Source organism: Nonomuraea composti (assembly GCF_012034275.1).
In the GTDB taxonomy this organism is placed as follows: Bacteria; Actinomycetota; Actinomycetes; order Streptosporangiales; family Streptosporangiaceae; genus Nonomuraea; species Nonomuraea composti.
Map to the genome: position 1 here is coordinate 171734 of NZ_JAATEP010000010.1, position 13114 is coordinate 184847.

The 13114-nt window shown below is 71.8% G+C and carries 13 protein-coding genes; 10 read left to right on the forward strand and 3 right to left on the reverse strand.

Going from position 1 to position 13114, the window contains the following annotated elements; genetic code table 11:
- The gene (locus HCN51_RS16775; protein ID WP_346433675.1) at window positions 1-1089 is read right to left on the reverse strand and encodes an ROK family protein; all 1089 of its coding nucleotides are present in this window, start codon (window positions 1087-1089) and stop codon (window positions 1-3) included.
- Window positions 1090-1201: 112 nt separating this feature from the next.
- Between HCN51_RS16775 and xylA the strand changes: the two genes are divergently transcribed.
- From xylA to HCN51_RS16815, 8 genes are all read left to right on the forward strand, one after another.
- Window positions 1202-2353 carry a xylose isomerase gene (xylA, locus tag HCN51_RS16780; protein WP_168010534.1) on the forward strand — a complete coding sequence of 384 codons (1152 nt, stop codon included), beginning with the start codon at window positions 1202-1204 and terminating at the stop codon, window positions 2351-2353.
- Complete coding sequence (locus tag HCN51_RS16785; protein WP_168010535.1) at window positions 2350-3093, forward strand: sugar phosphate isomerase/epimerase family protein; 744 nt, start codon at window positions 2350-2352, stop codon at window positions 3091-3093. The genes xylA and HCN51_RS16785 overlap by 4 nt, the downstream gene beginning before the upstream one ends.
- Window positions 3090-4193 (forward strand): Gfo/Idh/MocA family protein, encoded by a 1104-nt coding sequence (locus HCN51_RS16790; RefSeq protein ID WP_168010536.1) that lies wholly within the window; start codon window positions 3090-3092, stop codon window positions 4191-4193. Before HCN51_RS16785 ends, HCN51_RS16790 begins: the two co-directional genes overlap by 4 nt.
- A gap of 109 nt (window positions 4194-4302) precedes the next feature.
- Entirely contained in the window at window positions 4303-5652 is a 1350-nt protein-coding gene (locus HCN51_RS16795) for a S8 family serine peptidase (RefSeq protein ID WP_168010537.1), read from the forward strand.
- 86 nt (window positions 5653-5738) lie between these two features.
- Window positions 5739-7367 (forward strand): lysine--tRNA ligase, encoded by a 1629-nt coding sequence (gene lysS, locus HCN51_RS16800; RefSeq protein WP_168010538.1) that lies wholly within the window; start codon window positions 5739-5741, stop codon window positions 7365-7367.
- Entirely contained in the window at window positions 7364-7903 is a 540-nt protein-coding gene (locus tag HCN51_RS16805; protein ID WP_346433676.1) for an AAA family ATPase, read from the forward strand. The genes lysS and HCN51_RS16805 overlap by 4 nt, the downstream gene beginning before the upstream one ends.
- Before the next feature lie 74 nt (window positions 7904-7977).
- The gene (locus tag HCN51_RS16810) at window positions 7978-8712 is read left to right on the forward strand and encodes a glycosyltransferase family 2 protein (protein WP_168010539.1); all 735 of its coding nucleotides are present in this window, start codon (window positions 7978-7980) and stop codon (window positions 8710-8712) included.
- Between the two features lie 19 nt (window positions 8713-8731).
- Entirely contained in the window at window positions 8732-9709 is a 978-nt protein-coding gene (locus HCN51_RS16815) for a ketopantoate reductase family protein (RefSeq protein WP_168010540.1), read from the forward strand.
- Here HCN51_RS16815 and HCN51_RS16820 read toward each other — a convergent pair.
- On the reverse strand, window positions 9675-10202 hold the full coding sequence (locus tag HCN51_RS16820) for a DUF6886 family protein (protein WP_168010541.1): 528 nt from the start codon (window positions 10200-10202) through the stop codon (window positions 9675-9677). The genes HCN51_RS16815 and HCN51_RS16820 overlap by 35 nt on opposite strands.
- Before the next feature lie 73 nt (window positions 10203-10275).
- On the opposite strand from HCN51_RS16820, the gene HCN51_RS16825 reads away from it, so the two are divergent.
- Window positions 10276-10698: a hypothetical protein gene (locus HCN51_RS16825; RefSeq protein ID WP_168010542.1), complete on the forward strand. Its 423-nt coding sequence runs from the start codon at window positions 10276-10278 to the stop codon at window positions 10696-10698.
- A gap of 18 nt (window positions 10699-10716) precedes the next feature.
- Here HCN51_RS16825 and HCN51_RS16830 read toward each other — a convergent pair whose 3' ends face one another.
- Window positions 10717-11145, reverse strand: a complete 429-nt coding sequence (locus HCN51_RS16830; RefSeq protein ID WP_346433677.1) for a hypothetical protein — start codon at window positions 11143-11145, stop codon at window positions 10717-10719.
- 62 nt (window positions 11146-11207) lie between these two features.
- Between HCN51_RS16830 and HCN51_RS16835 the strand changes: the two genes are divergently transcribed.
- Window positions 11208-13109 (forward strand): sensor histidine kinase, encoded by a 1902-nt coding sequence (locus HCN51_RS16835; RefSeq protein ID WP_168010543.1) that lies wholly within the window; start codon window positions 11208-11210, stop codon window positions 13107-13109.
- Window positions 13110-13114: the final 5 nt, after the last annotated feature.

Genomic DNA, 13114 nt, shown 5'->3' on the forward strand with positions numbered 1-13114 from the left:
TCAGAGCCCAAGCATCTTCGCCGGCTCGGCCAGGATCTGCTGGATGATGAGCCCGGCCGCCCCGAGCACGGCCGCGTCGCCGCCCGTCCCCGAGACCACGAGCGCGGGCGGCGCGCCCCGCATCTGCCCCAGCCTGCCGCGCAGCCCTTCGCTCACCGGCCGCTCCAGCCAGCGGAACAGCGGCGCGAAGATCCCTCCGAGCACGATCCGGCCGGGGTCGAGCAGGTGCACGGCCGAGGTGAGCGCCACGCCGAGCGCGTGCCCGGCCCGCTCGCACGCCTCCTGCGCCCGCCGCTCGCCCGACTCCAGCCGCGCGACCAGGTCGCCGACCGAGGCGAGGTCGCCGAGCAGCGCGTCCTGGCCGGCGTACACCTCCAGGCAGCCCCGCCCGCCGCACCGGCACGTGGGCCCGTCGGGCACGACGACGACGTGCCCGAGCTCGCCGGCCAGCCCGAACGTGCCCCTGAACAGGTCGCCGCGCACCACGAGGCCGGCGCCGATGCCGATCTCGCCGGAGACGTAGAGGAAGTCGGGCTCGCGCGCGCCGAACCACAGCTCGCCGAGCGCGGCCAGGTTGGCCTCGTTGTCCACCTCGAAGGGCAGGTCCACCAGGTTCGCCACGCGGATGTCGCGCCAGCCGAGGTGCGGGGCGCTGCGCAGCACGCCGTCCTCGACGGTGCCGGGCACGGCGAGCGCGGCGCCGATGACGCGCAGCCCGGCCTGCTCGGCCTCGGCGGTGATCTCCTTGACCAGCCCGCGCAGCCCTTCGAGGATCTCGCGGGGGTCGGAGTTGCGGTTGTCGGCCGGCCGGACGCGCCGCAGCCGCACGGTACGCGTGAGGTCCACCACGCACGCCGCCAGGTAGTCGATGTTGATCTCCAACCCCAGCGCGGCCACCCGGTGCCCGCTCAGCGCGACCGCCACGCCGGGCCGCCCCCGCTCGCCGCCCCGCACGACGCCGCCTTCGGCCACCACGCCCGCCTCCAGCAGGTCCGCGACCAGGCTGGATACGGTGGTCTTGGTGAGCCCGGTCCGCTCGGCGAGGGCCGCGCGGGTGGCAGGTCCTGACCGGTGAATGGTCGCCAGCACTACGGACAGGTTACGGGCGCGCATGGAATCATGCCGGACCCCTCTTGACGACACCATGCCCACCTCCTCAGGATTAATACAGATTATGGACTAAAGCCCGCAAAGGACACCAATGACCAACTTCACCCCGACCCCGGACGACCGCTTCACCTTCGGCCTCTGGACCGTGGGCTGGCAGGCCCGCGACCCGTTCGGCGACGCCTCCCGCCCCGCGCTCGACCCGGTCGAGACCGTGCACCGCCTGGCCGAGCTGGGCGCCCACGGCGTCAGCTTCCACGACGACGACCTGCTCGCCGTCGAGCCCGACCGCGACAAGGCCATCGCCGCCTTCAAGAAGGCCCTCGACCAGACCGGCATGAAGGTCCCCGCGGCCACCACGAACCTGTTCACCCACCCGGTGTTCAAGGACGGCGCCTTCACCAGCAACGACCGCGACGTGCGCCGCTACGCCCTGCGCAAGGTCATGCGCAACCTCGACCTCGCCGCCTCGCTCGGCGCGAAGACGTACGTGTGCTGGGGCGGGCGCGAGGGCTCCGAGTCCGACGCCGCCAAGGACGTCAAGGCCGCGATGGGCCGCTACAAGGAGGCCCTCGACGTCATCTGCCAGTACGTCATCGACAAGGGCTACGACATCCGCTTCGCCATCGAGCCCAAGCCGAACGAGCCGCGCGGCGACATCCTCCTGCCCACGATCGGCCACGCCCTGGCCCTGATCAACGAGCTGGAGCACCCCGAGATGGTGGGCGTCAACCCCGAGGTCGGCCACGAGCAGATGGCGGGCCTGAACTTCGTGCACGGCATCGCCCAGGCCCTCTGGCACGGCAAGCTCTTCCACATCGACCTCAACGGCCAGCACGGCCCCAAGTACGACCAGGACCTCATCTTCGGCCACGGTGACCTGAAGAGCGCGTTCTTCCTGGTCGACCTGCTGGAGACGCACGGCTACGACGGCCCGCTCGTCTTCGACTACAAGCCGCTGCGCACCGACGACCCGCAGGACGTGTGGGACTCGGCCGCGGCGAACATGCGCACGTACCTGATCCTCAAGGAGAAGTCGCGCGTCTTCCGCGCCGACCCCGAGGTGCAGGAGGCCCTGCGCGCCTCCCGCGTGGACGAGCTGGCCCAGCCCACGCTCGCCGCCGGCGAGACGTGGCAGGACCTGGCCAAGGACGACTTCGACGTCGAGGCCGCCGCCGCCCGCGGCTTCCACTTCACCCGCCTCAACCAGCTCGCCCTCGAGCACCTCATGGGGGTACGCGGATGACCCGACCGATCAGTGTCCAGCTCTACACCGTCAGGGACGAGTTGGCCGCCGACCGCGACGCCGTGCTGCGGCGGATCGCGGAGATCGGATACCGGGCCGTCGAGCCCTACGACCCCACGACCGACCCCGAGGGCTTCCGCCGGGTGGCCGACGACCTCGGGCTCACGGTGTCGAGCACGCACGCGTACGCGCTGCTCAGCCAGGAGCCCGCGAAGGTCTTCGACGCGATCGCCACGGTCGGCACCGACAAGGTGATCATCCCCGGCGGCGTCGCCGAGGAGGAGTTCACCACCCGCGACGGTCTCGCGCGCACCGCCGACCTGCTCAACGGCCTGGCCGAGCAGGCCGCGGGGCACGGGATGCGGATCGGCTACCACAACCACTGGTGGGAGATCGAGCCGCGGGTGGACGGCCGGCACGCCATCGAGGTGCTGGCCGACCTGCTCGCGCCCGAGGTGTTCCTGGAGATCGACACCTATTGGGCGGCCGTGGGCGGCGCCGACGTGCCCGCCCTGCTCGGCCGCCTGTCGGAGCGGATCGAGGCGCTGCACGTCAAGGACGGCCCGGGGATCAAGGGCGAGCCGCACGTCGCGGTGGGCGCGGGTGTCATGCCCGTGCCCGCGATCCTCGGCGCCGCGCCCGGCGCGTGGCGCATCGTCGAGCTCGACGAGTGCGCGACGGACGTCTTCACCGCGCTCGCGGACAGCCACGCCTACCTCACCTCCCTGGAGAGCTCTTGAGCAACGGCCCGGTCGGCGTCGCCATCGTCGGCGCCGGAGTCATCAGCGGCCAGTACCTCCGCAACCTCAACGCGTTCCCCGACGTGCGCGTGGTCGCCGTCGCGGACCTCGACACCGACCGGGCCGCCGCCGTGGCCAGGGAGCACGACGTCCGGGTGTCCGGCACGCTCGGCGCCGTGCTCTCCCTGGCGGAGGTCGAGCTCGTGGTCAACCTCACGATCCCGGCCGCGCACGCGTCCGTCGCGCTGGAGTCGCTGCGCGCCGGCAAGCACGTGTACGGGGAGAAGCCCCTGACCATGGACCTGGACGAGGCCGCCAAGGTCATGGCCGAGGCCCAGAGCCGGGGGCTGCGGGTGGGCGGCGCCCCCGACACCTTCCTCGGCGCCGGGCTGCAGTCCGCCGTGCACGCCCTGCGCGCGGGCACGATCGGCGAGCCGGTCGCCGTCACGGCCGCCACGCAGAGCCTCGGCCCGGAGTCCTGGCATCCCAGCCCGGAGTTCCTGTACGCCCGGGGCGGCGGCCCGCTGTTCGACCTGGGCCCCTACTACCTGACCGCCCTGGTGTCCCTGCTCGGCCCCGTGACCCGGGTGGCGGCGGGGACGCGCAGGGCGCGCGAGCAGCGCGTCATCGGCTCGGGGCCGAAGGCGGGCACCGCGTTCCCGGTGGAGGTGCCCACCCACGTCAACGCCCTGCTGGACTTCCCCGGCTCGGCCACGGCGACGGCGACCTTCAGCTTCGACTCGGCCGTGAACCGGCGGATGATCGAGATCATCGGCACCGAGGGCGCGCTGTCGCTGCCGGACCCCAACACGTTCGACGGCCCGCTGCTGGCCCGCGGGCCCGCCGACCTCGACTGGCGGGAGCTGCCGGTCGCGGGCACGACGGCGGGGCGCGGCATCGGCGTCCTGGACATGGCCAGGTCGATCCGCGCCGGCACGCCGCACCGGGCGTCGGGCGAGCTGGCCTACCACGTGCTGGAGCTGATGTCGGCCATCACCGAGTCGGGCGAGCTGGCGCAGTTCAGGACGGTCGGCTCGACGGTGGCGGCGCCGGAGCCGCTGCCCGCGGACTGGGACCCGTACGAGGCGACCCTCGACTAGTCCGGGTACGGAAAGTTACAACATCCTTACACAAAGGAGTCACCACCTGCCGGGCGGGGCACTATTACGGTGAGTAATCATTCCGTAACAGCACTCCCAAGGGGATCCCATGCGCGTCCTGATCCAGCTCCGCCCGGCCCCCGACGTCGTCGCGTCGGTGATCGACCCCGGCGTCCGCAGCGCGGTCTCCGACGTCGTCGCCGACCTCCCCGGAGTCCTCCTCGACTCGGCGTTCACCCCGGTGGCCGTGCCCAGGCCGGTCTCCGCCGACGGCGCCCCGCTCTCCCCGCACCAGCGGGTGCGGTTCTCGATGGCGCCCGAGGACGCCTCGGTGCTCGTGCGCGGCGAGATCTCCGACGCCGAGCTGAGCACCCGGGCGGCGCTGCTGTCCTCCTCGGTGCGCGAGGTGGCGGGCGTGTTCGCCGACCCGGCCATCCACTCGCACCCGACCTGCGGCGACAGCGGCCCGGTGGGCGACTGGGAGGAGGTCAGGCGGCTGCTGCACGCCTACGACCTCTGGTCGGCCGGCCACGACGGCGAGGGCGTGGCCATCGCGGTGGTCGACACCGGCATCAACGCCGACCACGTCGCCGCCCGCATCGGCCACGACGTGACCATCGACGCCGACCGGAGCTGGAGCCCGCCCGGGGTGGACAAGACACCCGGCCGCTACCCGGTGCAGCACGGCTCCATGTGCGCCTTCGACACGCTGATCGCCGCACCCAAGGCCACCCTGCTCGACATCCCGGTCCTGCTCAGCCGCAAGCCGGGCCCGACCGCCGACGGCCTGCTGTCGGACGCGGTGGCCGCCTACTCCCACCTGGCCACCGTGCTGGAGGCCATGCCCGCCGACTCCCGGTCCCTGGTCGTCTCCAACAGCTGGGGCCTGTTCTCCCCCGACATGGACTTCCCGCCCGGCCACCCCGGCAACTACTCCGACAACCCGGCGCACCCGTTCAACGTGATCGTCGGCAGCCTGGAGGGCGCCGGCGCCGACATCCTGTTCTCGGCGGGCAACTGCGGGCGCGAGTGCCCCGACCGGCGCTGCGGCTTCCCCGACCGGACGATCGCGGGCGCCAACTCCCACCCGCAGGTGCTGTCCGTCGGCGGCGTGGACACGCGCGGCCAGCGCGTCGGCTACTCCTCGCAGGGGCCGGGGCGGCTGTCGGAGCGCAAGCCCGACCTGTGCGCCTACACGCACTTCGCCGGCTCCGAGGCGGTCGGCGCCGCCGACACCGGCACCTCCGCCGCCTGCCCCGTGGCCGCCGGCGTGGTGGCCGCCGTGCGCACGCAGCGCTCCGCGGCCGAGCTGTCGCCCGCGCAGCTCCGTACGCTGCTGCACCGCACCGCTGACGACCGCAGCACGGTCGGCTTCGACCACGACTACGGCTTCGGCATCATCGACCCGCCCGCCATCCTGGCCGCGCTCGGCCGCCAGAACCGCACCCGCGCCGCCTGACCGGAGCCGCCTGACCCGAGCCGCCCCCGATGCCGGCGTCCGGCAACGCGTTGGCCTGAACCGGGCGGACCCGCAAGAATGGCGCGATGGCTGACAGTGCCGAGACCGACTGGGTCTCCAGGTTCGCGGACGAGGTGATCTCCGAGGCGGAGCGACGCGCCCCGGGTAAAGCGATCGTCTGCGCCTCAGGGCTGAGCCCGTCGGGCCCGATCCACCTGGGCAACCTGCGCGAGGTGATGACACCTCACCTGGTCGCCGACGAGATCAGGCGGCGCGGCCTGGAGTGCGTGCACCTGATCTCGTGGGACGACTACGACCGCTTCCGCAGGGTGCCCGCGGGCATCGACCCGTCGTGGGCCGAGCACATCGGCAAGCCACTGACCTCGGTGCCCGCCCCGCCCGGCAGCCGGTACGCCAACTGGGCCGAGCACTTCAAGGCCCCCCTGGTCACCGCGCTGGCGGAGCTAGGCGTGGAGTACCACGCGATCAGCCAGACCGCCCAGTACACCTCGGGCGTCTACCGCGAGCAGATCCTGACGGCGGTGCGCGCGCGGGCCACGATCGACGCGGTGCTGTCGCGCTACCGCTCGAAGCAGGGCGACGGGGCCGAAGAGGGCGGGGCGCGCGGCGCGTACTTCCCGTACAAGCCGTACTGCGACCTGTGCGAGCGCGACCTGACCACGGTCACGAACTACGACGACGAGACGACCGAGCTGGCCTACACCTGCGAGTGCGGCTTCGGCGAGACCGTGCGCCTGGCCGAGCACGACCGGGGCAAGCTGGTGTGGAAGGTCGACTGGCCGATGCGCTGGGCGTACGAGGGGGTGGTCTTCGAGCCGTCCGGGGTCGACCACCACTCTCCGGGGTCGGCGTGGATCGTGGGCGGGCAGCTCGTCGGCGAGGTGTTCGGCGGTCAGCAGCCGATCGGCCCCATGTACGCGTTCGTCGGCATCACCGGCATGGCCAAGATGAGCAGCTCCAAGGGCGGCGTGCCGACCCCGTCCGACGCGCTGGAGATCATGGAGGCGCCGCTGCTGCGCTGGCTGTACGCGCGCCGCAAGCCGGCCCAGTCCTTCAAGATCGCCTTCGACCACGAGATCCAGCGCCTCTACGACGAGTGGGACTCCCTGGGACGCAAGGTCGCGGCCGGGCAGGCCCAGCCGGCCGAGCTGGCCGCGCACCGCCGCGCGGTGTCCACGGCGGCGGGCCCGCTGCCGGTCACGCCGCACCCGGTCGCCTACCGCACGCTGGCCTCCGTCGCCGACATCACGACCGGGCACGCCGAGCAGACCCTACGCATCCTGCGCGACCTCGACGGCGTCGAGACGCTCGACGAGGTGCGGCCCCGCCTCGACCGCGCGCGGCGCTGGGTGGAGCTGCACCTGCCCGCCGACCAGCGCACCCGCGTGCGGGAGTCGCCGGACCAGGAGCTGCTCGGCTCGCTCGGCCAGGCCGAGCGCGAGGGGCTGCGGCTGCTGGCCGACGGCCTCGACGACTGGACGCTGGAGGGGCTGACCGCGCTCGTGTACGGCGTGCCCAAGCTCCAGGCGGGCCTGCCGGCCGACGCCCCGGCCACGCCTGAGCTGAAGACGGCGCAGCGGGCCTTCTTCACCCTGCTCTACCGCCTGCTCGTCGGCCGCGACACGGGCCCGAGGCTGCCGACCCTGCTGATGGCCGTGGGCGCCGACCGGGTGCGCAAGCTGGTGGGCGCGTGAGCGGGCTGAGCGGCGCGGTCCTGATCACGGGCATCTCCGCGTCGGGCAAGTCGACGGTGGCGCAGGCGCTGGCCGAGCGGCTGCCCCGCTCGGCCCACGTGCGCGGCGACGCGTTCCGCCGGATGGTGGTCGGCGGGCGCGCCGAGATGACGCCGGAATTGTCCGCGGAGGCGGTACGGCAGCTCCATCTTCGTTACCGAATCGCAGCCAAAACAGCAGATCTATATTTTGACGCCGGATTCACGCCAATTGTTCAGGATGTCATTCTCGGTGGGGATTTGGAGTTGTTCACGAAGCTGGTCGCCACCCGTCCCTTGCACGTGATCGTCCTGGCCCCCGACCCCGCCGAGGTCGAGCGCCGCGAGGCGGCCCGCCCCAAGACCGGCTACGGCGGAGGATGGACGATTGCCCAGCTAGACGCCGCGCTGCGGCAGGAGACACCGCGCCTCGGGCTCTGGCTCGACACCACCCGCCAGAGCGTCCCGGACACCGTGGACGAGATCCTCGCCAGAGCGGGGGAGGCCCAAATCACCTGAGTTTTCGTCATACGCATGATCTATGCAAGGCACTGTTAAGCGGGCTGCATGTGCGGGCGGCGAACCTTGGTGACATGAACAAGCAGCCTTTCGCCGCCAGTGTCAGCGTCATCGTTCCCGCGATGAACGAGGCCGAGAACCTTCCCCACGTCTTCGCGACGCTGCCCGACTGGATCGACGAGGTCATCCTCGTCGACGGCAACTCGACCGACGACACCATCGCCGTCGCGCGTAGGCTGCGCCCCGACCTGCGGGTCGTCGTGCAGAGCCGGCGCGGCAAGGGCAACGCCCTCATCGAGGGCTTCCAGGCCGCCCAGGGCGACATCATCGTCATGATCGACGCCGACGGATCCACCGACGGCCGGGAGATCCGCTCCTTCGTCGCCACGCTCATGAACGGCGCCGACTTCGCCAAGGGCTCCCGGTACGCCCCTGGTGGCGGCTCGGACGACCTCAGTCCGATCCGCTCGCTCGGCAACAAGGTCCTGACGGGGCTCACCAACTTCCTCTACGGCACCCGCTACACCGACCTCTGCTACGGCTACAACGCCTTCTGGGCCCGCCACCTCGACGCTCTCGGCCTCGACTGCGACGGCTTCGAGATCGAGACGCTGATGAACGTGCGCGCCGCCCAGGCCGGCCTCATCATCCGCGAGGTCCCCAGCCACGAGCGCTCCCGCATCCACGGCGTCAGCAACCTGAACGCGGTGCGCGACGGCTGGCGGGTGCTCAAGACCATCTGGCGCGAGCGCTCCCGCGGCGCGGCCGTCTCCCCGGCGCAGTCCGCCCAAGTGGCGCTGGCCAAGTAGGGAGTGACATTCTCGAACAATGCGCTACATAGTGATCGGAGCAGGGGCAGTCGGCGGAACCATCGGCGCCCGCCTGTTTCAGGGCGGGCACGAGGTCCTCCTCATCACGAGAGGAGCCCACTACGAGGCTCTCCGGCGAGACGGCCTGCGACTGATCACCCCCGAAGGCTCCGAGACCCTCGACATCCCCTCCGCCGACGGCCCCGTGCCCACGCGCGATGACGACGTGCTCATCCTGGCGACCAAGTCCCAGGACACGATCGCCGCGCTGGCTCCCTGGCCGGCCGACCTGCCCGTGGTATGCGCCCAGAACGGCGTGGCCAACGAGCGCATGGTCCTGCGGCGGTTCGAGCGCGTCTACGGCATGTGCGTGTGGTTGCCGGCACAGATCCCCCAGCCCGGCGTCATCGCCGCCCACGGCCACCCCTACTCGGGCATGCTGCACGTCGGCCGTTACCCACAGGCTGTGGACGACGACGGCCTCGCCGCGAAGATCGCCGGCGACCTGAGCAAGCACGGCCTCGTCGGCCGCGCCGTGCCCGACGTCATGCGCTGGAAGTACGCCAAGCTCCTCAGCAACCTGGGCAACGCCGCCGAGGCGCTGCTCGGCCACGTGCCCGCCCTGACCGAGGTGGTCGAGCGCGCCAGGGCCGAGGCCAGGGCCGTGCTGGCGCACGCCGGCATCGCGTACGCCACTCCGCAGGAGGAGGCCGAGGTCCGCGGGCACAAGGTCGACGCGCGTCCCATCGAGGGCGTCAGCCGCGGCGGCGGATCGTCGTGGCAGAGCCTGGCCAGGGCCAGCGGCTCGATCGAGGCCGACTACCTCAACGGCGAGATCGTCCTGCTGGGCCGCGAGCACGGCCTGGCCACCCCGGTCAACGAGACGCTGCGGCGCGAGGCCAACCGGTTCGCCCGCGAGAAGCAGCCGCCCGGCTCGATGCCGCCCGAGACGCTGACGGCGCTCATCGACGCGCGTTCCGCAGCCGGATCCCGCTGAACTCGAGGCTGCTGGCCGTCACCTCGTTCCAGAACGGCCACAGGTTGTCCAGCACCCTGAGCTGGATGCCCGCCTCCTCGTGCAGCTCGAACAGGTCGCCCACCGGCTCCGGCGGCCCCAGCGGCTTCACGGTCTCCTTGCAGACCACCGCGTGCGGCGGCTCCCCGATGGGCGCGAAGCGGTCGGCCGGCAGCCGGTAGGCGAACAGGCGCACCTCCATGAGCGCCTTCACCCAGCAGTACTCGATGGCGTGCACCCGCTGACCGCAGCCCGCGCCGATGATCCGGGCCGTGTCCGCCTCGTCGGTGCGCGGCCCGACCCACGCCATCGCGCGCGGGCAGGCTCTCGGGAACCAGTAGTCGGGGCAGCGGTCGTAGCCGACCGCCCACACGTACGGCTCGCTGCGCGAGCTCGTCACCGCCACGTGCGGCACGAAGCGCTCGATCGTCGGGTCTTCGGAGAAGTGCAGGACCTGGCCCGGCTCGGGTCTCATGGACGTCATCATCGCGCATACCCCGCCGATCTACGGGCAGGAGAAACGCCTCTTACGACAAGGGGTGAGTTGGATGATCGTCATAGGACTGCTCCTGATCCTGCTCGCCGGCGCTGCGTTCGCCTTGGTGCTCACCGAGGAGAGCACCAGGTACATCCTGTTCGGCTACACCTTCGAGCTCAACCACGTCGAGATGTTCCTCGCCGGTGCGGCCGCCGCGGCCGTCCTGCTGCTGGGGCTCTGGCTGCTGGGCTCGGGTTCCCGCAGGACCGCCAGGCAGCGTCGCCGGCTGCGCAGTGCCAGGGCGGAGGCCTCCAGCCGGGTGGCCCAGCTGGAGGACGAGAAGCGCGACCTGCAGCGCAAGCTGGAGCGCGAGCACACCAAGGCCGAGCGCGAAAGCGCGAAGGCCGAGCGCGAGCACGTGAAGGCCGAGCGCGAGCACGCCCCCGTGCCCGCCGACGACCGGCTCGTGGCCCGCGCCGACCACCGCCGCTGAGTCCCGAAAGGGGCCGGGTCAGGCCACTTCCGCGCTCTGGCGCGAGGGCACCAGCTTGCCCTCGCGCCAGAGCGCGAATCCGGTGATCACCGCCCCCAGCCCCTCCCAGAGCCCGACGCCGAAGAACTTGCCCGGGGCCGCCCCCGTCAGCACCAGCGTCGTGAAGACCGCGAACGTCACGAGCCGGAACGGCACGGTCCAGCGGAAGAACGGGGTGTAGTCGTGCGAGGCGGCGAACAGGTAGTAGACGCCCATGTTCACGGCCGCCATGGAGCTGGCGGCCATATAGACCAGCGTGTAATCCCCGGCCGGCCGCACGTCCAGCACCTCGAATCCCAGCATGCCCAGCAGCGTGCCGGGCGAGATCAGCCCGAGCAGGCCGAGCGCGAAGGCGAGGAAGCCGAAGACCGCGATGGTCCAGCCGGAAAAAGAACGCGGAAGACGCACAGAAATCCTTCCAAAGGGGGGTGTAATCTGCGAGGCGATCTCATCATGCACCCGGAGGTCGCATGCCCCCCACGCGTGGCCGCCCCATCGCGCTGAAACTCCTCATCCTCCTGCTGGTCCCGCTGCTCTCCCTGGTGGGCCTGTGGGCGTTCGCCGCCGGCCTGACCGGTGGCGCCGGCATGCGCCTGCTCTCGATCAACGACCTGGCGACCAACTTTGCCCTGCCGTCCGAGGCCGTCAACATCGCGCTGCAGGACGAGCGGCTGGCCTCCGTCGAGTTCCTGGTGACCGGGCAGGGCGCCGACATCATGGCCGAGCGGCGCGGGCGCACCGACCGCGCCGTGAAGACCTTCCGCTCGTCGGCCGCGAGCCTGCGCGACCTGACGCCGGAGATGCGCACCCAGCTCAACGCGCTCAACGTCAAGCTCGACCAGCTCGCCGACGTCCGCAAGGAGGTGGACGGCACGCTCGCGGCACCGCTCGACGTCATCGACGGCTACAGCCAGATCGCCGACGCCTCCTTCCGCATGTACGACGCCATGATCCTGGTCCCCGACATGGCGCTCTACCAGCAGGCCCGCGCCGTGACCATGCTCGGCGAGGCCAAGGAGGTGCTCTCCAGGGAGCGGGCCGTGGTCGCGATCGTGCTGGCCAGGGGCCGGGTCGAGGCGCGGGAGCGGGAGTCGTTCACCGGCATGGTGGCGACCAGGCGGCTGCTGTTCTCCCAGGCGCTCTCACATCTCGACGGCAGCCTGCGCGGCCCGTACGGGAAGCTGGCCGGCTCGCCCGTCTACGAGGAGTTCCTGAAGGCCGAGGACGTCATCAAGGGCCAGGCGGCCGTCAACGGGCTGCCCGCGAGCGCCGCCACCTGGCCCATCGACGCCCAGAACCTGTGGAACGCCGTCGAGCGCGCCCAGGCCAAGACCAATCAGGGCATCGTGAACCGGGTGACCCCGACCGCCATCGGCATGCTCGTCAAGATCGGCGTGGCGGGCGGCGTGGGCCTCGTCGCGGTCATCGCCTCGATCCTGCTCTCGCTGCGCTTCCGCACGCGGCTGGTGCGGGAGCTGGCCGCGCTGCGTGACGCCGCCACCGAGCTGGCCGAGGTGCGGCTGGCCGGGCTGGTCAAGCGGCTGCGCACCAACACCGCGCCGCCGACGTCGGCCGAGATGGCGCCGCTGGAGGTCAAGGCGAACACCTCCGAGGTGGCCGACATCGTGCGCGCCTTCAACGACGTGCAGTCGACCGCCATCGAGGCCGCCGTCGACCAGGCCAGGCTGCGCCACGGCGTCAGCCAGGTCTTCGTGAACCTGGCCAGGCGCAACCAGTCGCTGCTGCACCGCCAGCTCCTGCAGCTCGACAGCATGGAGCGGGCCACGGAGGCGCCGGAGGTGCTGGCCGACCTGTTCAAGCTCGACCACCTCACCACGCGCATGCGCAGGCACGCGGAGAGCCTCATCATCCTGTCGGACCAGGCGCCCGGGCGCGGCTGGCGCAATCCGGTGCCGATCCTCGACGTGCTGCGCGCCGCCGTGGCCGAGGTCGAGGAGTACGAGCGGGTGGAGATCATGCAGCCGCCGTCCGTGGCGCTGCTCGGCTCGGCGGTCACCGACGTGGCCCATCTGATGGCCGAGCTGATCGAGAACGCCACCCTCTTCTCGCCCCCGCAGACCAGGGTGGACGTGCGCAGCTCCGTCACCCCGCACGGCCTCGTCGTGGAGGTGGAGGACCGCGGCCTCGGCCTGCCGCGCACCGAGCTCGACGAGCTGAACGACCGGTTGACCACCGCCCCCGAGTTCGACCTGGCGCAGAGCGACCGGCTCGGCCTGTTCGTGGTCGCGAGGCTCGCGGCCAGGCACGGCATCAAGGTCGCCCTGGTGCCCTCGCCCTACGGCGGCCTGACCGCGATGGTGGCCCTGCCCGCGTCCCTGCTCGCCGACCAGCCCGCGCTGGCCGGCCGGTAGGACGT

What these genes read in the sequence shown, in the direction of transcription:
- HCN51_RS16835 (WP_168010543.1), top strand. Translation starts at nt 11,208, where the DNA reads ATGCCCCCCACGCGTGGCCGCCCCATCGCGCTGAAACTCCTCATCCTC.
- xylA (WP_168010534.1), top strand. Translation starts at nt 1,202, where the DNA reads ATGACCAACTTCACCCCGACCCCGGACGACCGCTTCACCTTCGGCCTC.
- HCN51_RS16810 (WP_168010539.1), top strand. Translation starts at nt 7,978, where the DNA reads ATGAACAAGCAGCCTTTCGCCGCCAGTGTCAGCGTCATCGTTCCCGCG.
- lysS (WP_168010538.1), top strand. Translation starts at nt 5,739, where the DNA reads ATGGCTGACAGTGCCGAGACCGACTGGGTCTCCAGGTTCGCGGACGAG.
- HCN51_RS16820 (WP_168010541.1), bottom strand. Translation starts at nt 10,202, where the DNA reads ATGAGACCCGAGCCGGGCCAGGTCCTGCACTTCTCCGAAGACCCGACG.
- HCN51_RS16815 (WP_168010540.1), top strand. Translation starts at nt 8,732, where the DNA reads ATGCGCTACATAGTGATCGGAGCAGGGGCAGTCGGCGGAACCATCGGC.
- HCN51_RS16795 (WP_168010537.1), top strand. Translation starts at nt 4,303, where the DNA reads ATGCGCGTCCTGATCCAGCTCCGCCCGGCCCCCGACGTCGTCGCGTCG.
- HCN51_RS16825 (WP_168010542.1), top strand. Translation starts at nt 10,276, where the DNA reads ATGATCGTCATAGGACTGCTCCTGATCCTGCTCGCCGGCGCTGCGTTC.
- HCN51_RS16785 (WP_168010535.1), top strand. Translation starts at nt 2,350, where the DNA reads ATGACCCGACCGATCAGTGTCCAGCTCTACACCGTCAGGGACGAGTTG.